The organism is Kitasatospora purpeofusca, assembly GCF_042691725.1.
Taxonomy (GTDB): Bacteria; Actinomycetota; Actinomycetes; order Streptomycetales; family Streptomycetaceae; genus Kitasatospora; species Kitasatospora purpeofusca_B.
On record NZ_CP170483.1, the window covers coordinates 5,215,762 to 5,235,257 of the forward strand.

The 19,496-nt window shown below is 73.2% G+C and carries 24 protein-coding genes and 1 tRNA gene; 3 read left to right on the forward strand and 22 right to left on the reverse strand.

The window, feature by feature from the left end:
- Positions 1–74: 74 nt before the first annotated feature.
- From ACFCLZ_RS22310 to ACFCLZ_RS22330, 5 genes are all read right to left on the reverse strand, one after another.
- Positions 75–1,193: a M24 family metallopeptidase gene (locus ACFCLZ_RS22310; protein WP_380278609.1), complete on the reverse strand. Its 1,119-nt coding sequence runs from the start codon at positions 1,191–1,193 to the stop codon at positions 75–77.
- 59 nt (positions 1,194–1,252) lie between these two features.
- Positions 1,253–2,605: a dipeptidase gene (locus ACFCLZ_RS22315; protein WP_380278611.1), complete on the reverse strand. Its 1,353-nt coding sequence runs from the start codon at positions 2,603–2,605 to the stop codon at positions 1,253–1,255.
- Positions 2,606–2,703: 98 nt separating this feature from the next.
- The gene (locus ACFCLZ_RS22320) at positions 2,704–3,141 is read right to left on the reverse strand and encodes a hypothetical protein (protein WP_380278612.1); all 438 of its coding nucleotides are present in this window, start codon (positions 3,139–3,141) and stop codon (positions 2,704–2,706) included.
- On the reverse strand, positions 3,138–4,733 hold the full coding sequence (locus ACFCLZ_RS22325; protein ID WP_380278614.1) for an APC family permease: 1,596 nt from the start codon (positions 4,731–4,733) through the stop codon (positions 3,138–3,140). The genes ACFCLZ_RS22320 and ACFCLZ_RS22325 overlap by 4 nt, the downstream gene beginning before the upstream one ends.
- Positions 4,734–4,836: 103 nt before the next feature.
- Positions 4,837–6,192, reverse strand: a complete 1,356-nt coding sequence (locus tag ACFCLZ_RS22330; RefSeq protein ID WP_380278616.1) for an MFS transporter — start codon at positions 6,190–6,192, stop codon at positions 4,837–4,839.
- 137 nt (positions 6,193–6,329) lie between these two features.
- On the opposite strand from ACFCLZ_RS22330, the gene ACFCLZ_RS22335 reads away from it, so the two are divergent.
- Both ACFCLZ_RS22335 and ACFCLZ_RS22340 read left to right on the forward strand, forming a co-directional pair.
- Positions 6,330–7,058, forward strand: coding sequence for an ArsR/SmtB family transcription factor (locus ACFCLZ_RS22335; RefSeq protein ID WP_380278618.1), 729 nt, complete (start codon positions 6,330–6,332; stop codon positions 7,056–7,058).
- Between the two features lie 41 nt (positions 7,059–7,099).
- Positions 7,100–7,600, forward strand: a complete 501-nt coding sequence (locus tag ACFCLZ_RS22340; protein ID WP_380278620.1) for a hypothetical protein — start codon at positions 7,100–7,102, stop codon at positions 7,598–7,600.
- A gap of 71 nt (positions 7,601–7,671) precedes the next feature.
- On the opposite strand, the gene ACFCLZ_RS22345 is transcribed toward ACFCLZ_RS22340, so the two are convergent.
- A complete protein-coding gene (locus ACFCLZ_RS22345; protein WP_380278622.1) occupies positions 7,672–8,160 on the reverse strand; it encodes a YajQ family cyclic di-GMP-binding protein in 489 nt (162 codons plus the stop codon).
- A 216-nt stretch (positions 8,161–8,376) separates the two neighbouring features.
- Between ACFCLZ_RS22345 and ACFCLZ_RS22350 the strand changes: the two genes are divergently transcribed.
- A tRNA-Tyr gene (locus ACFCLZ_RS22350) sits at positions 8,377–8,457 on the forward strand.
- 166 nt (positions 8,458–8,623) lie between these two features.
- On the opposite strand, the gene ACFCLZ_RS22355 is transcribed toward ACFCLZ_RS22350, so the two are convergent.
- The 16 genes from ACFCLZ_RS22355 to ACFCLZ_RS22430 form a co-directional block, all read right to left on the reverse strand.
- Positions 8,624–10,000 (reverse strand): tyrosine-type recombinase/integrase, encoded by a 1,377-nt coding sequence (locus ACFCLZ_RS22355; protein WP_380278624.1) that lies wholly within the window; start codon positions 9,998–10,000, stop codon positions 8,624–8,626.
- Positions 10,000–10,188 carry a helix-turn-helix transcriptional regulator gene (locus tag ACFCLZ_RS22360; protein WP_380278626.1) on the reverse strand — a complete coding sequence of 63 codons (189 nt, stop codon included), beginning with the start codon at positions 10,186–10,188 and terminating at the stop codon, positions 10,000–10,002. Before ACFCLZ_RS22360 ends, ACFCLZ_RS22355 begins: the two co-directional genes overlap by 1 nt.
- 256 nt (positions 10,189–10,444) lie before the next feature.
- The gene (locus tag ACFCLZ_RS22365; RefSeq protein ID WP_380278627.1) at positions 10,445–12,442 is read right to left on the reverse strand and encodes a DUF3987 domain-containing protein; all 1,998 of its coding nucleotides are present in this window, start codon (positions 12,440–12,442) and stop codon (positions 10,445–10,447) included.
- A 75-nt stretch (positions 12,443–12,517) separates the two neighbouring features.
- Positions 12,518–12,871 carry a hypothetical protein gene (locus ACFCLZ_RS22370; protein WP_380278628.1) on the reverse strand — a complete coding sequence of 118 codons (354 nt, stop codon included), beginning with the start codon at positions 12,869–12,871 and terminating at the stop codon, positions 12,518–12,520.
- Entirely contained in the window at positions 12,868–13,155 is a 288-nt protein-coding gene (locus ACFCLZ_RS22375; protein ID WP_380278630.1) for a hypothetical protein, read from the reverse strand. The genes ACFCLZ_RS22370 and ACFCLZ_RS22375 overlap by 4 nt, the downstream gene beginning before the upstream one ends.
- Before the next feature lie 102 nt (positions 13,156–13,257).
- Positions 13,258–13,692 (reverse strand): hypothetical protein, encoded by a 435-nt coding sequence (locus ACFCLZ_RS22380; protein ID WP_380278632.1) that lies wholly within the window; start codon positions 13,690–13,692, stop codon positions 13,258–13,260.
- 112 nt (positions 13,693–13,804) lie between these two features.
- The gene (locus ACFCLZ_RS22385) at positions 13,805–14,131 is read right to left on the reverse strand and encodes a hypothetical protein (RefSeq protein WP_380278634.1); all 327 of its coding nucleotides are present in this window, start codon (positions 14,129–14,131) and stop codon (positions 13,805–13,807) included.
- 23 nt (positions 14,132–14,154) lie between these two features.
- Entirely contained in the window at positions 14,155–14,601 is a 447-nt protein-coding gene (locus ACFCLZ_RS22390; protein ID WP_380278636.1) for a protein kilB, read from the reverse strand.
- A 222-nt stretch (positions 14,602–14,823) separates the two neighbouring features.
- Positions 14,824–15,720 (reverse strand): hypothetical protein, encoded by an 897-nt coding sequence (locus ACFCLZ_RS22395; protein ID WP_380278638.1) that lies wholly within the window; start codon positions 15,718–15,720, stop codon positions 14,824–14,826.
- Between the two features lie 5 nt (positions 15,721–15,725).
- Positions 15,726–16,133, reverse strand: coding sequence for a hypothetical protein (locus tag ACFCLZ_RS22400; RefSeq protein ID WP_380278640.1), 408 nt, complete (start codon positions 16,131–16,133; stop codon positions 15,726–15,728).
- A 14-nt stretch (positions 16,134–16,147) separates the two neighbouring features.
- A complete protein-coding gene (locus ACFCLZ_RS22405) occupies positions 16,148–17,263 on the reverse strand; it encodes a hypothetical protein (RefSeq protein ID WP_380278642.1) in 1,116 nt (371 codons plus the stop codon).
- 163 nt (positions 17,264–17,426) lie between these two features.
- On the reverse strand, positions 17,427–17,597 hold the full coding sequence (locus ACFCLZ_RS22410) for a hypothetical protein (protein ID WP_380278644.1): 171 nt from the start codon (positions 17,595–17,597) through the stop codon (positions 17,427–17,429).
- Positions 17,597–17,830, reverse strand: coding sequence for a hypothetical protein (locus ACFCLZ_RS22415; RefSeq protein ID WP_380278646.1), 234 nt, complete (start codon positions 17,828–17,830; stop codon positions 17,597–17,599). The genes ACFCLZ_RS22410 and ACFCLZ_RS22415 overlap by 1 nt, the downstream gene beginning before the upstream one ends.
- A complete protein-coding gene (locus tag ACFCLZ_RS22420) occupies positions 17,827–18,003 on the reverse strand; it encodes a hypothetical protein (RefSeq protein ID WP_380278648.1) in 177 nt (58 codons plus the stop codon). The genes ACFCLZ_RS22415 and ACFCLZ_RS22420 overlap by 4 nt, the downstream gene beginning before the upstream one ends.
- Positions 18,000–19,022, reverse strand: a complete 1,023-nt coding sequence (locus ACFCLZ_RS22425; RefSeq protein ID WP_380278650.1) for a DUF2637 domain-containing protein — start codon at positions 19,020–19,022, stop codon at positions 18,000–18,002. The genes ACFCLZ_RS22420 and ACFCLZ_RS22425 overlap by 4 nt, the downstream gene beginning before the upstream one ends.
- A 91-nt stretch (positions 19,023–19,113) precedes the next feature.
- Entirely contained in the window at positions 19,114–19,392 is a 279-nt protein-coding gene (locus ACFCLZ_RS22430) for a hypothetical protein (RefSeq protein ID WP_380278652.1), read from the reverse strand.
- Between the last annotated feature and the right edge of the window lie 104 nt (positions 19,393–19,496).

Here is a 19,496-nt window from a genome sequence, read left to right on the forward strand (position 1 = left end):
GTGCGAACGGCGGTCCGTTCAGGAAGGGCTCAGAATTGCCCCGGCCGGCGCAGCGAACGCGGCTCGGGGGTGACTCAGGACACGATGCCCAGCTCGTGCGGAGTGTTGTTGAACCGCCGCCCGCCCTGCTCGGTGACCGTCACGATGTCCTCGATCCGCACCCCGAACCGGCCCGGCAGGTAGACGCCCGGCTCGATCGAGAAGCACATGCCCGGCACCAGCGGCCGCTCCTCGCCCTCGACCAGGTACGGCGGTTCGTGCGTGGTGATGCCGATGCCGTGGCCGGTGCGGTGGATGAAGAACTCGCCGTACCCGGCCTCGGTGATGACCCGTCGGGCGATCCGGTCGATCTCCTGGCAGCTCACCCCGGGCCGGACGGCCTCGAACGCGGTCTGCTGGGCCTGCCGGACGACGTCGTGGACCTTGCGCACCTCGTCCGGGACGTCGGCGCCGACGTGCACGGTGCGGGTGGTGTCGGAGCCGTAGCCGTCCTTGAGCCCGCCGAAGTCCAGCACGACGGTGTCGCCGGTCCCGATGACCCGCTCGCCGGCCTCGTGGTGCGGGTCGGCGCCGTTGGGGCCGGAGCCGACCACGGTGAAGTCGACCTGGCTGTGCCCGTACTGGATGAGCAGGGCGGCGAGGTCGGCGGCGACGTCGGTCTCCCGGCGGCCGGCGAAGGTGACCTCCAGGATGCCCCGGTAGGCGGCGTCGGCGGCGCCGCCGGCCGCGGCCAGGCGTTCCAGCTCGTCCGCGTCCTTGACCGCGCGCAGCATCGGCAGGGTCTCGGTGAGCGAGGTCCAGCCGGTGCCGGGCAGGGCGGCCTGGAGGCCGAGCAGGTGCATCGCCCAGGCGTTGTCGGAGATCCCGTACCGGCCGGAGCGGTCGATCAGCGGGACGGCGGCGGCGTACGGGTCCTGGCCGTCGGTCCAGTCGACCAGCCGGACGGCGGGGGCGCCGACGGCCTTCTCGGCGTCGGGGCGCTCCAGGGCGGGGACGATCAGGGCGGGCTCGTGGCCGGCGGTGAGGACGAGGGCGGTGAGCCGTTCGGTGATCGCGGTGGGCCGGTAGCCGGTCAGGTGGAGGAGGTCGGGGCCGGGGGCGACGACCAGGCCGGCCAGCCCGGCGTCCGCGGCGGCGGCGGTGGCCCGCTCCAGGCGGGCGCGGTAGTCCTCGGTGGTGAACTCTCGGGGCATGCGGGGTCTCCTGGTGGGGGAGCTCGGCGATGACTGTGCCTGGGGGTGCTTCAACTCCATCATGGGCGGCGGGAGTTGGCGTAGTGTCGGAGGAACAGTGCCTCGACGTGGGCCATCTGCTCGATCTCGCCGGGGTCGACGCTCTCGTTGGGCGCGTGGATGAGGCAGCGCGGCTCCTCGACGCCCATCAGGATGATCTCCGACTCCGGGAAGGTCGTGGCGAACACGGTGCAGAGCGGGATCGAGCCGCCCTGGCCGAGGAAGGACAGCGGCCGGCCGTAGACCTCCTGCGTGGCCTTGTCGAGCGCCGCGTACGCGGATCCGCCGGTGGCGGCGCGGAACGGCGAGCCGACGCTCTCCGGCGCCACCGCGATGCGCACCCCCCACGGGGCCGCGGCCTCCAGGTGGGCGCCGAGCGCGGCCTGGGCGGCGCGCGCGTCGGTGCCGGGCGGGACGCGCAGGCTGACCCGGGCCCGGGCGGTGGCCGGGATCGCGGCGGCGGAGCCGACCACCGGCGGGCAGTCGATGCCGAGCACGGTGACGGCGGGCCGGGCCCAGAGCCGGTCGGCGACGGTGCCGGAGCCGGTCAGCCGCACGCCGTCCAGGACGCCCGCGTCGGCGCGGAACCGCTGCTCGTCGTAGCCGACGCCGCTCCAGGTGCCGTCGTTGTCCAGACCGTCGATCCGGGTGCCGCCGTCGGCGTCGCGCAGCGAGTCGAGGACGCGGATCAGCGCGGCCAGCGCGTCCGGGGCCGGGCCGCCGAACATGCCGGAGTGCATGTCGCCCTGAAGCGCGGAGACGGTGACCACGACGTTGGTGACGCCGCGCAGCGAGGTGGTGGCGGTGGGGACGCCGACCGCCGCGTTGCCGGTGTCGCAGACCAGCAGCGCGTCGGCGTGCAGCTCGCCGGCGTGCGGCGGCACGTAGGCCTCCAGCCCGCCGGTGCCCTGCTCCTCCGAGCCCTCGACGACCAGCTTGAGGCCGACCGGCAGGTCGTCGCCGAGCGCCCGCAGCGCGGTGAGGTGCATGACGATGTTGCCCTTGCAGTCGGCGGCGCCGCGCCCGTACCAGCGGCCGTCGCGTTCGGTGAGCTCGAACGGCGGGGAGGTCCAGGCGGCGTCGTCGAGCGGGGGCTGGACGTCGTAGTGCGCGTAGAGCAGGACGGTCGGCGCGCCGGGCGGGGGCGGGCGGTGGCCGACCACGGCGTGGCTGCCGTCCGGGGTCTCCTCCAGGTGGACGTCGCGCAGTCCGGCGTCGGCGAAGGCGGCGGCGACCCACTCGGCGGCCTGGCGGCACTTCTCGGGCGGGTACTGGCGGGGGTCGGCGACAGAGGGGATGGCGACCAGCTCGGCCAGGTCGGCCTTGGCCTGTGGCATCAGGGCGGCGATCCGGCGGGCGAGTTCGTCGGTCATGGTGACGGCTCCTCTGGGAACTGTGGGCCGGGGCGTCAGTGGCGGACGGCGTCGATGGCGCCGGTGTCGGTTGCGGACGGTGTCGGTTGCGGACGCTGTCAGTTGCGGACGGTGTCCTCGAGCTTGAGGTCGTCGATCTTGTCCTTGATGGCGGCGAGCTTGTCGGGGCAGTAGACCGAGAGCACGATCGCCTCCGCGAAGATCACCTCGCGGTCGGAGAGCACCGGCCGCTGGCCGGGGCCGCCCGCGCCGTTGGCCATGCCGTACTTCCACTGCGCCTGCTGCAGCGCGCCGGCCGGGTCGTCGCAGACGGCGCCGCCGTCCTGGCCCAGGGTGTGCACGATCTGGTCCTGGGACGGCACCGGATAGCCGGCGGCGGTCAGCGCCTCGGAGAGCTGCTTGGCCTTGCGGTTGGCCTCGTTGGTGTCGCGCAGCTGGGTGTAGGTGAGCAGGCCGGTGATCAGCATGCCGATCAGCAGGACGATCGCGCCGAGGTAGATCCAGCGGTGGCGGGAGGCCATCAGGCTGCGGGTCATGCCGCACCCCCTTCCCGCTCGGTGCCCTCCGCCGCCGCACGTTCGGCGGCCTCCTGGGCGGCGAGCTCGGCCTGCGCGTCGGGTGAGCGCCACTCCGGTTTGCGCAGCCGCAGGAACAGATAGGGGATCACCAGGCCCAGGATCACCAGGCCGCCCCCGACGATCGCGAGGTACGACCAGACCGAGCCGCTGCCGAACTGCGAGGAGGGCACGAACCCGATCGCCATCGCCGCCGCCGAGGCCACCAGGCCGGTGACGGCGATCGGCACCAGTGCGGGTGCCCGGTAGCCGCGCGGATGGTCGGGCTGGGTGCGGCGCAGCCGGACCGCGGCGGCGAACATCAGCAGGTAGACGATCAGGTACACCTGCGTGGTGATCACCGAGAAGATCCAGTAGGCGCTGGAGACGTTCGGGATCAGGGCGTACGCGAGGGCGATCACCGTGGTGACCACACCCTGGGTGACCAGCAGGTTCTGCTGGATGCCCTCCTTGTTGAGCCGTTGCAGGAACGGCGGGAGGTAGCCCTCCTGGCGGGAGATCATCAGCAGGCCCTTGGACGGTCCGGCGAGCCAGGTGAGCATGCCGCCGAGCGAGGCGGAGACCAGCGCCACCGCGATCACCGGGGTGAGCCAGCCGATGTGGAAGTACTGGAAGAAGGCGTCGAAGGCCTGCATCACGCCGGCCGTCAGGCTCAGCTCGCTGGACGGCACCACCCAGCTGATCGCCAGCGCGGGCAGGATGAAGATCGCCAGCACCATCCCGGAGGCGGTGAACATCGAGCGCGGGAACTCCCGGGCCGGGTCGCGCAGCGAGGAGACGTGCACCGCGTTCATCTCCATGCCGGAGTAGCTGAGGAAGTTGTTGACGATCAGCACCAGGCTGGCCAGGCCGGTCCACTCCGGGAACAGGTGCGCGGCGTTCATCGGGGCGGCGGACTCGTTGCCCTGGCCGAGGAAGACGAAGCCGAGCACGACCAGCAGCGTGCCGGGGATCAGCGTGCCGATGACCAGGCCCGCCGAGGAGAGGCCGGCCACCGCCTTGGTGCCCCGGGAGGAGACCCAGACGCCGGTCCAGTACAGCACCATGATCACGATCGCGGTGTACGGGCCGTTGCTCGCCAGGGAGGGGTTGACCACGTAGGCGATGGTGGAGGCCACGTAGGCGAGCAGGGACGGGTAGTAGAAGATCGTCATCGCGAACTGGCACCAGACGGCCAGGAAGCCCAGCGGCTTCGACAGGCCCTCCGACACCCAGCGGTAGACGCCGCCCTCCCAGCCGGACGCCAGCTCGGCGGAGACCATCGCGGTCGGCAGCAGGAAGACGACGGCCGGGAGCAGGTAGAGGAAGACGCAGGCGAGGCCGTAGACCGCCATGGTCGGGGCGGAGCGGAGGCTGGCCACCGAGGCGGTGGTCATGAAGGCCAGCGTCAGCCAGGACATCCGGGGCGCGTTCGCCAGCCTGGTGGCCGCCGCGCCGGTGCGTTCCCGGGCGGCGGACTCCTGGCCGCCGCCGGCGGCGGCTCCGCCTCCGCCGGGGCCGCCGGGGCCGCCAGGGCTGTCCTGGCCGGACGACGGTATGTCCATCGAACTCATGCGTCCTCCTGGGGTGGCCCGTCGGCGCTGGGCCGTACCCGGCCAGTTCACCCGGTTGGCGATGGGGCCGCATGCGGCGTGCACCCGCACGGGTGAGCGAACGTCAGGAGGGCGGGGCGGGAGCGGGGGCCTGCTCGGGCGCCGGGGCCTGTTCGGGTGCCGGGGTCTGTTCGGGCCTCGGGCCCTGTTCGGGCGTCGGGGTCTGCTCCGGCCAGCCGGCGCGGCGCAGCGTCCGGCCGGCCGTCGCCGGGACCAGGCCCACCGCGAGCAGCGCGGCCACCGCGCCCAGCACCGCCGCGGGGGAGAAGTGGTCGAGCAGCAGCCCGCTGCCGACCATCCCGGCCGGCATCCCGACCGTGAACATCGTCATCGTGGCGGCGACCACCCGCCCGCGGAGCCCGTCGGGGACCCGGCTGAACACCAGCAGGTCGATCATCACCCGCAGCGTCGGCGTCCCCAGGCCCACCGTGAACAGCGCCGCGAAGACGGCGACCGCCCCGCCCGGCAGCAGCGGCGCGAGCAGCACCGGGACGGTCAGCCAGGACACCGCGAGCAGCAGCACCCCGGGCCCGGCCAGCCGGTGCAGCCGGCTCACCAGCAGCGCGCCGGCCAGTGCCCCGACGGCCTCGCCGGCCAGCGCCAGGCCGATGCCGGCGCTGGAGGTGCCCTGGCCGCGGAGCAGGACCATCACCGGCAGCAGCATCGCGGTGCCCGCGACGTTGATGAGCAGGACGACGGCGAGGATCGGGCGGAGCAGCGCGTTGCGGGACAGGTAGCGGTAGCCGGCCAGGGCGCCGCCCGCCGCGGCGTCGGCCCGGCCCGTCCCGGACTCCGGCCGGCTCGGGAAGCGGACGAGCAGCGCGGCGGTCAGCGCGAGCAGCGAGGTGACCGCCGTGCCGACGAACGGCGCGCCCCGGCCGAGCCCGAACAGCGCGCCCGCCAGCGGCGGCCCGACCAGGCCCGCCCCGCTCATCCGCGCCTCGTCCTGCGCCAGCGCCTGCCGCAACTGCTCCGGCGGGACGACCGAGCGCACCGCGATCAGCCGGGTCGGGCCGGTGTAGGCGATGGTCGCGCCGATCACCACGGCCACCAGCAGGGTGTGCGCGACGGTCAGCCGGTCCAGTGCCAGGGCGAGCGGGACGCTGGTGCAGGCGAGCAGCCGGACGGTGTCGCCGACGATCAGCACCAGGCGGCGGTCGTAGCGGTCGGCGGCCGCCCCGCCGTGGAGACCGAAGAGGACGGCGGCGCCGATCTGCAGCGCCCCGAACGCCCCGGCGATCGTCGAGGAGCCGGTGAGCGCGAGCAGCAGCAGCGGGTACGCGGTGTCGGCGAGCTGCAGGCCGAGGGTGGAGCCGGCCTGTCCGGCCCAGAGCGCCTGGAAGCGCCAGTTGCGCCGCAGCGGGACGGGCGGCTCCGCCGCCTCCGGCGTCCTGCTCGCGGTTGCTGTGTCCGTCGTCATCCGCTGTCTCCCCCTCGGCCAACGCTCACCATGGCATCATCATTCATGCTTTCGTGAATGATGACGTTGGTGTGATCGGTCGCGCAAGGGTGAATGTGCGATTGCCCGGGTCGGCGGCCATCTGCGAGGGTGGGCCCGTGGTCGAGAACGCCGAGAGTGCCGTGAACGCGGAGAGCGCCGTGAACGCCGTGAGCGCCGACGAGGGCCCCGTCGCCCCCGCCGTCCTCAAGGAACGCCGGGTGGAGGACGCCGCCACCCTCAAGGCCCTGGCCGACCCGCTCCGCCTGGCGATCCTCGACGTCCTGATGGCCGCCCTCGGCTCCGGACCGCTCACCGCCAAGGAGATCGCCGCCGCGCTCGACGAGCCGCAGACCAAGCTCTACCGGCACATCAAGCAGTTGGAGAAGGTCGGCCTGATCCGCGTCGCGGGCACCCGCCTGGTCTCCGGCATCGTCGAGAGCCGCTACGCACCGGCCCAGGACTCGCTGCGGCTCGCGCCCGAGATCTTCTCGCCCGGCTCGCCGACCCGGGGCGACGCCTACGGCGCCATGCTCGCCGCGATGGACCGCGTCCGCGGCGAGTTCCGTGCCCATGTGATGGCCGACCGCATCGACTTCACCACCTCGCGGGACGCCTCGGCGGTCGGCCTGCCCGGCATGTTCTCGCACTTCACGTACCGGCTCACGCCCGAGCGGATGCTCCGGCTGCGCCGTCAGCTCGACGAGATCTTCCACGAGTTGACCGCCGAGGGGGAGAGCGACGCCGAGGACGCGGTGGAGGCGACCCTGTTCACCCTGCTCTACGGCGTCCGCCCCGAGCGGGAGGCCGACTCTCGGACTGATACCCGACCGGGCACGGAATCGTAAACGCCGGGCGGACTGTCGGTGCCATGGTTCACGATGACTGAATGTCATACGAACTTCAGGCGCTGATCGGCCCGGCGGAGCTGGTCGCGGTGGCGGCCGCCGAGGTTTCGGCGGCCCGCCCGCGACCGCTCGCCCAGGGCCTGGCGCTGATCCCGGCCACCCCCGAGTTCCTGGCGGCCCTCCGGTTCGGCGACGAGGGGCCCGCCTCCCCGGGCGCCGCCGGCTTCGGCTGGTTCTCCGACGGCCTCGAACGCCGGCTCGCCGCCTGGTCCAAGGCCGGCCCGATCGCCTGCGTGGAGGCCGAGTACTTCGGCGGCGACGGCACCCAGCGCGCCGCCCTCTGGGCCGACGGCCGACTCGCCCTCGGCCCGCTCACCAGCGCCGAGCTCGAACCCTTCCCGCCCGAGGGCAGCCCGATCTCCCACGTCCTGCGCCGCCTCGGCGTCCGCCTGGCCGACACCGACCCCGCCGCCCACGACGAGTTCGAAGCGGCCGGCCTCGGATCCCACCGCACCACCGCCGCCTGGGCCGCACCCCGCTGACGGCCCCGAGAACGACGGCGGCCCCGGTCGGAAGCCCTCTCCGGGGCTTCCGACCGGGGCCGCCGCTCGGCTCAGCGGTAGTTCACGAACTGGATCGCGAAGTCCAGGTCCTTGCCCTTGAGCAGCGCCTGGACAGCCTGGAGGTCGTCACGGCTCTTCGAGGTCACCCGGAGCTCGTCGCCCTGGACCTGGGCCTTCACGCCCTTCGGACCCTCGTCCCGGATGATCTTCGCGATCTTCTTGGCATCGTCCTGGGAGATGCCCTCCTTCACGTCCGCGAAGATCTTGTACTCCTTGCCGGACAGCTGCGGGTCCTTGGTGTCCAGCGCCTTCAGCGACAGGCCGCGCTTGATGAACTTGCTCTGCAGCACGTCCAGGATGGCCTTGGCGCGCTCCTCGCCGTTGGCCTTCATCTCGATCGTCTCGCCGGAGCGCTTGATGTCGGCGCCGACGTTCTTGAAGTCGAAGCGCGTGGCGATCTCGCGGGAGGTCTGGTTGATCGCGTTGTCGACCTCCTGCCACTCGACCTTCGAGACGATGTCGAAACTGGAGTCGGCCATGGGTGTTGGTCTCCTTGATGCTCTGGCTGCACTGACACGGCCCGCCCCACCGGACGCCCGCCGCCCCAGCCTATCCAGCCCACCCCCGCCCCCGCCCCGGACAGCCACGCCACACCCGTCGATCCCGCCCCAAGAACCGGGTGGCGAACCACCCCCCGGCATCGGGTAAGGTTTACCCAGTCGAACGGGGCAAGCCCCCCGGGAGGCAAACATCCTGGCTGGTTGCCCGAGCGGCCAAAGGGAGCAGACTGTAAATCTGTCGCGCAAGCTACGCAGGTTCGAACCCTGCACCAGCCACAGGATAGAGAAACAGCCCCTGACATGCGGAAACGCACGTCAGGGGCTGCTTTCGTTTATTCGAACACTCGCGGCGCCCCTGTGGCCGTTTCGCGAGGTTTGTCCCACCTGTTCCCGCCCGGATCCCGACGCTGACCAGCGGTTCCGGACCAGGCTCGGACCAGGGTCAGCCGGGCCGGCGCTGGAGGCGTTCGGCGATCAGCCGGTTGGCGTGGTCTTCGTCACCGTGGATGCACTTCGCGTAGACGCGGAGGAGGACGGCGATGCTGTGCCCGGCGCGCCGCGCGCACTCGGCGGGCGCCACCCCGGAGGCCAGCCACAGCGAGATCCCGGCGTGCCGGCCGTCATACGGCCGCTTCGCCAGCGGAGTGGCCTGCTCGTCCGGGCTCAGCACCTCGGCCCGGGCGGCGGCCCAGACCACCCCGTAGCCGCTCTCCTGCACCATGCCGTCGCGGAAGGTCCGGAACAGTCGGCCGTCCGGCGCCGTGCCGTACGCCTCGATGTGCTCCCGCAGCAGCGCCACCAGCTCCGGCGGGATCGGGACCGGGCGGGTGGCCTTCTCCGCGCGGTGCTTCAGGCCCCGGGGGTCGTGTGAGGCGCCGGTGTCCGTCCAGGCCGACCCGACCCGGGGGCTGTTGCCGTTGAGGTTGAGCTTCCCCCACCCCTCTGCGGGCAGCACGCAGCGGTCCCTACGCAGGTGGACGACCTCCCCAGGGCGCATCCCCGCGTAGTAGATGCACGCGAAGAACGCCACCAGCCGCGGCCCGCGCCGCCCCTGGCGCCTGACCGCCTCCAGCATCGCGGCGGCCTGCTCCGGGCTCATCACGTACTCGGGGTCGACCTCCTCCTCGACCTGCGGCGGCTGCCACTGGACCAGCGGCAGCGGATTGGCGGTCAGCAGCCCGTCCTCGACGGCCCGGCCGATGACGTGGTGGACGATCCGGCGCTTGCGCAGGACGGTGGACGCGGCGGCCTTCGTACCGTCCAGCTTCACGGACAGTGCGGAGAGCAACTTGCGGACCACCTTCGGGTCCTCCAGCGCCGAGACGTCCACCGAGTGCCGCGCGACCCACGCGAGCGCCCTGGCGACCTCGGCCGGCGGCTCCTCCGTCCACCGGTTCACGTTGAACGCCCAGCCGTACAGCGCCCGCCGGACGACCCGCTTGTCCGGCATCCCGACCTTGCTGCTGACCAGCTCGAACGTCACGCTGGCCAGCGCGTCGGCCCACGTCGTCCGCGTCTTCGCCGGAGCCCCGTCCCACCGGGCCTCCACGTAGTTCCGGCCGTGCTGGTACCAGGTGACGGCGTTCTCCTCCTGCTGGCGCTTCCGCAGCTCGGCCAGCGGCAGCCCCGTCTCGACGTCGAACGGCTGGTGCGAGGCGACGGCGACCAGCAGCTCGGCCTTCCTGCCGTCGGCCTGGGTCTTCGTCAGGTACGACTCGGAGAACTCCCGGCCGGCCACCGTCCACCGCACCATCCACGGCGTCCGCCTGTCCGGCCGGTGACGGTGCTCCCAGAACTTCACCTTGTACGAGGTGGGCATCAGGCGGCGACCTCCTGCTCGGCCCACCACGCGTCGAGGGCGCTGCGGCGGACGCGGATCTGGTTGTTGGGGAGCTTCATGAGCTTCGGGCCCTTCCTGCGGGCGACCATGCGGTAGAAGGCGGAGCGGGACATCTCCAGCTCTTCGAGCACCTCGGCGAGCTTGAGCTTCGGGTCCTGCGTGGGCATGGCGGCGACTCCATCGGCGGGTGCGAATGGTGGTTGCGGAGTGTTACTGGCCCTCTCGCGGACGGAGACGGAGGGCGGAAAGTGTCAGGGATGTCAGGGAAAATCGCTGACCTGCGACTTTGGCTCCTGGCAGAGCGTCAGGGATTGTCAGGGATGTCAGGGAAATTCGGCGTTTCCCTGACATCCCTGACGTGCCCTGACAGGCCGTCCGGCGGTGTTTTGGCTGGTCAGGGATTTCCCCTGACATCCCTGACGGTTACGGGGCTTCGGCCCCGTCCGTGGGGGTGCTCACGGCCGGGTGGACACGGAACGTGATAGCCGGGGTCCGGCCGCGCTGGCCGCCGGCGGGCGGCTGGTCGGTGCGGAGCCAGCCGTGCTGTTCGAGGAGGGCGAGGGCGGGTTCGACGTCGGCGACCTTCTTGAAGCGGCGGCTGCTGGCGACGGCGTCGTGGGCCTTGATGTGGGTGCGGTGGGTGCCGTCCTTCTTCGGGCGCTGGAGCCACTGGAGGAGGGTATGGGCGTCGTCGGTGGCGGGGTCGGCGGCGATGAGGTCGAAGACGGCGAGGGTGTGGGCGGTGTAGTAGTCGGCGATCTCGGCGGCCCGGTTGACGACGTCGGCCTGCAGGTCGGCGCGCCAAGCGTTGCTGTCCTGGTCGCTGGCGATGTGGTCGGCGAGGTGGAGCAGGACGGCGATGCGGGCGATGTGGCCGACGAGCTTGCCGGCCCAGTCCTTGATGTGGGCGAGCGGCTGGTCGGGGCGGAGCTGGACTTCGACGCGTTCCTGCAGCTTCTCAATGGCGAGGTCGGCGGCCTGGTCCATGACGACGATCACGGGTTCGGGGAGGTCGGTCATGGCGCGGAGCAGGCGGGTCAGGTTGCGGTCGTAGGCGTTCGCGACCTTGTCGGGGATCGGGTCGGTGCGGACCTTGCGCCAGCCGAGGTTGGAGGGCGGCAGGGAGTACAGGAAGCGGGCGAGCAGGCCGCGGTCCCGGGCGCCGGGGGCGGCGCCGAGCTCCTGCAGGACGGCGGGCTGCGGGGTGACGCCGATGGTGAGGGCGGGCTTGTCGGCGGTGGGCTGCTCGCGGGTGATCCGGTCGGCCTGCAGTCGCTCGCCCTTGTGGGCCTGCAGGAACACGCCCAGGTTCGGCTTGCTGCTGTAGCGGCCGACGATGCTGTCGAACAGGTCGCCCTCGGGGGAGAGCGCGGCCAGGCAGCGGTGCACGCCGAGCTGGTGGGTGACGGTTTCCGGGGTGATGTCCCCGGACAGCGTTAGACGCGGGTTCGGTGGGACGACGATCTGCTCGGCGAGCAGCTTCGCGGCGGAGATCTCCGCGACGAGCTGGGTGCGGTCGGCGTCGGGGTTCTTGCGAGCCTTGGCCATCAGGGCCTCGACCTCGGCCAGGGCGGTGTCCCGGGTGGTCTCGGCCTCGATGATCGCGGCCCGGGCGTCTGCCTGCTGCTGGGCCTCGACCTTGTAGACCGGGCCCATGGTGAACGCGAAGACGTCGGACTTGCGGCTGGCCGGCGGCATCGCGCAGGTCAGGTAGAGGTTGGACTGCTCGCGCCAGCCGGGCCGGATCTCCACGCCGACCCGCCCGCCGGCCGCGGTCGAGAGCGCGGCGAGTGCCATGGTGGCGGCGGCGTCGGGCGGGGTCTGCGTGAACTCGGCGACTGCGTCGACGTAGGCGCCGACCCACCGGGGCAGGGCCTTGACGGGGAAGGTGGGCAGGCCGGTGTGGGAGCCGAGGGGAACGGGGTCCAGCCAGCTCTCGCCGGTGGCGAGGTCGGCGAGCGCGGCCAGGGCGGCGGCGCGCACGTCGTCCAGGTCGGCCGCTCCGTCGCCGGCCATGTGGGCCAGGCGGCTGGTGGCGGTGTTGATCCGGCGCCGCTCGGCGGCGACGCGCACGATCTCGGCGTAGTAGTCGCCGTTCGCCGCGGTGGGGGTGGCCTCGATGCAGGTGTGCAGGTAGCCGGGGCCGCCGATGCGCCCGAGGTCGCCCTGCGCACGCAGGACACCGGTCAGCAGCAGCGGGTCCACCGGCCGCTCACCGTTGGCCATACGGGTGATGGCCCGCCAGATCGTCTCGTGCGCGGGGTGGTAGAACGCCCCGGGGCCGCCGAGCTGGACGGCGAGCGCGGGGATCTGGACGGGGTCGAGCAGGGCTGCGCCGATGACGGCCTGTTCGGCGGCCTTGATCTCGGCGGGCTCGGGCCGGAACGGGATCACGTTCGGGTGCGCGGACTCAGCGCTCAAGATGGGCTCCTTTCGTACGGAGCTGGCGGCCCGCGCCCTGGCGGTGCCGGGTGCGGGCCGCGAGAGGGCGGGAGGTCAGAACAGGGCGTCCGGCTCGGCGGCCGGGGCGGTGGCCTGCCGGGCGGCACGGGCGCGGCGGCGGGTGGCGTCGTGGCAGGCCGGGCACCACGCGGCCAACTCCCGCTTCGGCAGGGCGGCGGCGCGGTGCGCGGGCAGCAGCAGGCCGTCCGGGTCGGCGGGTGCGGCGAGCAGGTGCACGGGGCCGGTGCCGTGGCGGGCGTAGCCGCCGTGGACGGCGGGGCAGCGCCCGCCGTCCTTGTCGTGCTCCTTGCCGCAGGTGCCCCGGCACTGGCAGCGGCCGGCGGCTGCGGCGAGGACGGCCTGCCACAGGCCGCCGGTGTCGCCGAGCGGCGGGGTCCGCTCGGTCACCGCTCGTCCTCGGCGAACGGCTGGTGGTGGTCGAGCCAGGCGAACGCGGAGGTGGCGCGGGAGAGTTCGCGGACCTCGGTGTCCGCGCCGGGGACGCTGCCGGGCAGCACATGCGCGTCGGTGAGGCTGGCGTGCAGGCGGATGCCGTGGGGCACGCAGGCCTTGGTGGAGTGGCCGTGGCGGTCGACGACGGTCACGGCGTCGCGCGGGCCCTCGCAGGGGCTGGGGTCGCCGAGGTCGACGGCCTCGCAGATGGGCTGCGGGCCGGGGGCGTTTCCGGGCATGCTTGTCCTCTGGTCTCTATGAAGGGATCGGATTGCCCCGCACCAGCCGTCTCTCTGCCAAGGTCGGCGGCTGGTGCGGGGTTTGTGTTACGCGGGGCGGGTTCAGCCGGTGGCGCCCTCATCGGGGCCGGTCCCGGCGTTGCGGGTCAGCTCCTCCAGCGCCGGATAGGTGGACGACGAGGCGTCCTCGCCGCGCAGGGGAAGCCCGGTGTCGCGTCCGATCAGGAGGGTGTGGACGGCGGCGGCGATGCTGGCGGGGGTGGCGACTAGGGCGAGGAGCAGGGGCTGCTCGTTGGAGTGGCGGCCGTCGCTCGTGCCGCGCATCCACAGCCAGCCGGTGACCTGGTTCCAGAACAGGCCGAGGCCGTGCGGGTAGCCAGCGGCGTCGGCCCGGTTGTCGTCGAGCTGGATGAAGATCTCGGCGAGCATCTGCTCGCCGTCGTCGTTGCAGTACTGGGCGAACGACTCGGCGGGGTCGGCGTTGGCGCCGAGCGCGGTCAGGACGTCCTCGAAGTACGGCGTGTGCGGGTCGGCCATGTGGTGCCTCCGGGGTGTGCGGATCCGGTCTGTCCGGTCCCCGCGCCGTCCGCGCCCCGGGCCGCTGGCTGCGGCAGGGATGCGGACGGCACGGCCGACCGGGCGGGCCTGGTCAGTCCCGGTGGGTCTCGCAGGTGCCGTCGCAGTCGTAGTAGCCGCAGCCGCCGCACTCGGGGCAGTGGTCGTAGTCGACGGTGACGACGTCGCGGACGTCGTGGTCCCAGGCCTCGTCCTCGTAGCCGCCGCCGGATCCGTGGCAGCCCTCGCACATCTCGGTGTGACCGGGCTGCGGGCCGGCGGCCTGCTCGGCCTCGAAACGGCGCTGTTCGTCGGCGACGTCGAGGGCGATCTCGTACGCCTTGTCCTCGGCGCGCGTCGGCCCGTCGATGTCGCCGTCGTCGTCCCAGGTGTCGTACGGGTCTTCGTACTCGGTGGTCATTCAGTTCTCTTCCAGGCGGTGGGTCAGGCCTGGGCGGCGGCGATCAGGTCGTCGGTGGCCCGGACGGCGGTGGCCCGGCGGGTCTCCAGGACGTCGGCGTCGTGGGCGCCGCGGATGGCGTAGGTGGCGTTGACGGCGGCCTGTGCGGCGGGGGCGAGGTCGGGGGCGAGGATCGCGAGAGTGGTGTGCGGGGTGGTGACGGCGGATCGGGTTCGGTGGCTGCGCTCCCGGGCGGCGGCGTAGACGGGGGAGTCGACGCCCCAGCCGAGGAGGGCTTCCTCGCGCAGGACCATCGCGAGGCGGTGATCGGCGAGGGCGGTCAGGAGCGCGGTGACGGCCTGGGCGCGCTGGGCGCGGGCGGCGTCGGCCCGGCCGACCTCCCGCTCGGCGCGGGCGCCGCGCTGCTGGACCAGGCCGGTGGTGACGGCCCCGGCGAGGGTGCCGACGATCGCCACGATGCTCTGCCACATGGTGCGGTTCTCCTTTTGGGGAGGCGTAGTCGGGGGTGTAGTCGGCGTGTTGTCGGGGGTGTTGTCGTGTTGTTGTCGCAGGTCAGCGAACGGGTGTAGTCGGGCGGGAAGAGGTCTGGGGTGGGGTAGGGGAGAGGGGCCGAGAAGGGGCACACAGAGGTCCGGGAGAGCCCCCGCCCGGCGGGTGCGGACGGGGGACTCTGGACGGGTGCCGACCGGGGGTCAGACGGCGGCGGGGGTGTGGTCGGCGACCGCCTCGGGCGGGAGCCGGGGGGTGTGCCCGAGCCGGTCTTTCAGGCCCGCTGCCGTGAGGCCGACGGAGACCCCCTTTCCCTTTACCCGGACGCCCTTCTCGATGGGCAGGCCGACGGCCCGCACGAGGGCCCCGAAGTCGCGGGAGTCGAACCCGTCGTAGAGGCCGTGGCGCTGGAGGCTGGCGAGGACCTCGGCGAGGTGGACCTTCCCGGCGCCGCCGTCGCTCAGCGCGCGGATCGCCACCATGCGCTCGATGGCGGTCACCAGCTGGTCGGGGGAGAGAGTGGTGGAGGGCGGCTCGGGCTGGTCCTGGTCGGCGTCGTCGGCCAGGGCGTCGAAGTCCTCGTCCACGTCCTTCCCGGTGTTGGCCTTGGACGGGGTCTTCGCCGAGGCCGGGGCGTGGATGAGTGCGGCGATCCACCACCCTCCTATGAGCAGGCCGATCCCGGGCCTGACCCAGGGGCCGACGAGGGACCAGACGAGCGGGCCGCCGACGATCAGCATCAGGGCCGCCGCGCCGGCGGCGTCGCCGAGCTTGCCGCGCTTGGCCTTGCGGTCGGCCCTGGCACGCTCCAGCTCCAGCTGGCGGGCCGCCACCTGCGCCGCTTCCTGGGTCTGGATCATCGCGGCACGCTTGACCGGGTCGGCCTCCGCCGCGACCTTCTTGGCGAACGCGGCCTCGGCGGCCTCGGCGATCTGGGCGGTGATCTCGTCCTGCTTGGCATTGAGGGCGGCGGCCTCGGCGCGCTGCTTGCGCTGCGGGGCCATCAGCCGGCGGACCAGGACCGGGGTGCCGGTGGCCAGGCCGGTGAACGGCCACAGGATGCTGGGGATGATGGTGGGGAAGATCTTCTCGCTGGTCATGGCCATCAGCCGATGAACGAGTTGATCAGGCCGCTGAGGACGGACGCGGGGATGGCCCAGAGCCCGCCAGCGGCGGCGTAGAGGGACGGGGCGATGGCGCCGCACAGGGCGTCCTTCCACGGCCTGGGCTTGAGCCCGAAGACGGCGATCGTCAGGAGGGCGGCGGTCGCGCCGGTCTGCCAGTCCCCCAGGGCCTCGTTGCCCTGGAACGAGGCGCCCAACTGCTCGCCGATGCCGCTGAGCTGCTGGAACGCGGTGCCCGCGTTGGCGCTCAGCAGGCCGATCCCGAACGCCCAGTAGGGGACCTGGTCGTCCGCGATGTCGATCTTGTTCTTGCCGCGGATGCCGACGTACAGGTACATCGTGGTGACGGTGGCGGCGCCGCCGGCGCCCATCGCGATGAGGCTGCTCATGGTGGCTGATCTCCCTATCGGTAGAGGGGGAGGGCGGAGAGGGCGGGGCCGATGCCGAGGGCGACGGCGATGCCGGAGGCGACCGGGACGCGCAGGACGATCAGGAGCGCGAGGGGTCCGGGGCCGTGGACCTCGGAGACCCGCAGGCGGCCCCGGTCGCGGGCGAGCAGGTCCAGGCCCCAGCCGCAGGCGGCCAGCAGCAGGCCGACGAAGGGTCCGCCGGGGCTGATCAGCGGCACCAGGCCGGTGACGTAGCCGCCGGTCGCGCTGATCGCGGTGAGGGTGCACCAGCGGCGGAAGCGCCGGGTGCGGGCGGAGGGACCGGCGAGGCGGGCGGCGCGGCGGCGCTGGCGGCGGGCCCGGGTGCGGGCCTCGCGCCGGTCGGTGAGCTGCTGGCGGCGGTGGCGGCGGGTGCGCTGCTCGGGGGTCTCCCCCCGGGCGGCCAGCTCGGCGTCCTGGCGGGCGCGGGCCCGCTGGCGGTCCAGCTCCTGTTCGGCCTGGCGGCGCTGGGCGCGTTCCTCGGGGGTCTCGCCGATGCGGTCGGCGAGCAGGTCGACCAGGCCGACGAGGTCGTCCCGACGGTGGTCGGGGGTGAGGATCTGCTCGACGCGGTGGCGCTCGGCGCGCTGCTCGGGGGTTTCGCCGGCGGCGGCGAACTGGGCGTCGCGCAGGGTGCGCTGGGAGTTGATAAGGGCCTCGTACTGGACCTGCTCGCGGGCGTGCCGCTGGGCCTCGGTCTCGGTGAGGAGCTGTCCGACCTGCTGGCCGACCTGCGAGGCGATGTGCGGGACCTGCTCGGTGAGGATCCGGCCGACCGGGGCCCAGAACGCCTGGGCGGCGGCCTCGATGGACGGCCGGGCGCCCTGGTCGCCTTGGCCGCCGCCGAGCGGGATGGGGGTGCGCACGGGAGTCGGGCCGGACTTGCGCCACCACTCGGGCTCGGCGGAGGCCGGGACGGGCGGGGCCTGGGGCGGGACCGTCGGCGGCGTCGGCGGCATCGGCGGCGCGGAGGGCACCGGCGGAACCGGCGGTGCGGCGGACCCGCCGGGGGCGGGAGGGGCGAGGGTGACGAGCCTCTGCAGGATGTCGGCCAGGTCGTCGTCCCAGTCGCCGTTATGCGGGGTCGTCATCGGTTCGACCCCCGGCGGATCAGCTCGCGGAAGGCGACGCCGGCGATCGCGGCGTCGATCAGAATGAGGAACAGGCTCAGCAGGTAGCCCATGAGTTCTCCCAGGTCGGAGAGGGTGCGCGCCCCGCACGCCGGAGGTGTGCGGGGCGCGCACCGGGGAGGGGTCAGGAGGAGCGCCACCAGGCGCGGGGGGACTCGGCGCGGTGCCAGGCGGTGGTGGACCGGCTGGTGCGGTGGGAGTCGATCTGGCGCTGCCCGGCGCGGTCCGCCTCGCGGACGGCCTTCGCGCGCCGCTGCTGGCCGGACTTCGGCGGCTTCGGGTCGCGGCCGAACATCAGCGGCCGATCCGGCCGACGAGGACGAACGGCTCGCCGTCGACCACGCACATCGCGGTGAACTCGCCGGGGCCGTCGCCGCTGCGCTTGGCGTCGGTGACGACCAGGCGCGAGCACCACGGCTCGCGGATCAGACCGCTGACCACGTCCAGCGGCACGGGGTCGGCGACGCGGTAGGCGATGCCGTCGCGGCGGACGGTGCCGACCAGCGGCAGGGAAGTGATCGCCTTCACTTCTGCTCGCCCTCCCAGGCGGCCTTCGCGGTGAGGAAGGCACGGTGGATCGGGTCGCCGACCGGGCACGGCTGCCCGTCCTGGCACGGCTCGCAGGCGGCGGTGTGCTCCGTGGCGGCCCGGAAGGCGGCCATGTAGGCGATGAACTGCGGGTCGGACACGGGCATGGTCACGATGCCTGCTCCTCAGCGGTCGTGGTGGGGACGGCGTGCAGGGCGGGCCGGGCGACGGGGTGTTCCTTGTAACGGGCGGCGATCCAGCCGACGGACCAGCCGGTCAGCTCCACTGCCTGGCGCTGCGGCAGTCCGGCCTCGATGGCGGCCTTGACCACCTCGCGGGCCCGCTCCTCCGGCAGGCGCTCGTCGGCGGGACCGGCGGACAGCAACTCGGCGCGGGCGCGCTCGGCGTCCTCCCGCTCGCGCCGCACGGATTCGGCCCGGGCGGCGCGCTCACGCTCGCTCGCCTCGCGCTCACGGCGCTCACGCTCACGCCGTTCGTGCTCACGGCGCTCACGCTCGGCCCGCTCGGCGGCCTCCCGCCGAGCCTTCTCGTCGCGCTCCGCCGCCTCGCGGCGCGCGGTCTCCGCGCGCTCCTCACGGACCATGCCCGCCTCGTGCTCACGCTGCTCGCGGGCCACGCTCGCGTCGTGCTCACGGCGCTCACGGTCGGCCCGATCGGCGGCCTCGAACCGGGCGAGCCGATCGACCCGCTCCTCCTGCCGGCGTGCCTCGGCCCGCTGTTCGCGCTGCTCGCGCTCGGCCCGCTCAGCGGTCTCCCGGGCGGCCAGTGCGGCGCCGATCGCCCGCCGGTAGGCCAGCGAGGTCTCCGCCGTGACGATCAGCAGCAGCGGTGCGACCGAGTGGACCGCGACCCCGACCCCGTCCTTGTCCAGGGCACTCAAACCGATGTTGAGCAGCACGGTCATGAGGCCAGTCATCCAGCGCAGCACGACGGGCCAGCGTCCGCCGTCGCCGTTCAGGCGGGCGAGCGTGGCGTCCATCCGCACCACGATCACCACCGCCGCGTCCACGACGATCGGCAGGATCGGCGCCGTCCACTCCCAGCCCGGCGGGGTGTGGCCGGCCATGAGCGGGGTCACCGTGAGCACGCTGTAGAGGACCGCGCCGAACGTGATCGCCCACGTCCCGGCGGTCAACGCCCGCTCGGCCGAACGGATCTGCGCGGGACTCATTGCCGCCTTCATCGCGGCCCCCGAACCAGGCGCCGTGAGCGAGCGGTGACCGTGCTCATAGCGGCCATGAGCGCGGTGAACTCGTTGGCGCTCACGCCGCCACCCGGACGGTGCTCGCGATGCGGCGGATGACCGCCGGGCGCCGCAACGGCACCGGCGCCCACCGCAGCAGGCGCTCGGCGTAGGCGGCCAGCTCCGGGTCCTCCCGGCGAAGGTCCGCCAGCATCGCGTGCGCCGCGTCCAGCCGGGCCGCGCGCTCGATCTCGCCCTCGCCGGCGACCCCGGCGAACAACTGCTCGTCCACGCCGAGCGCCAGCTCGGCGAACTCGTCGTCGTCCGCGGCCGTCTGGCCCGCGATAATCAGCCTCATGGGCCTACCTCTTCTCTGGGGTGTGGGCCCATGAGGGGCCGCCGCGCTCCGGCCAAGGAAGGCGCGGCGGCCCCGTTCTCACGGGCCCGACCAACGTTGATCAA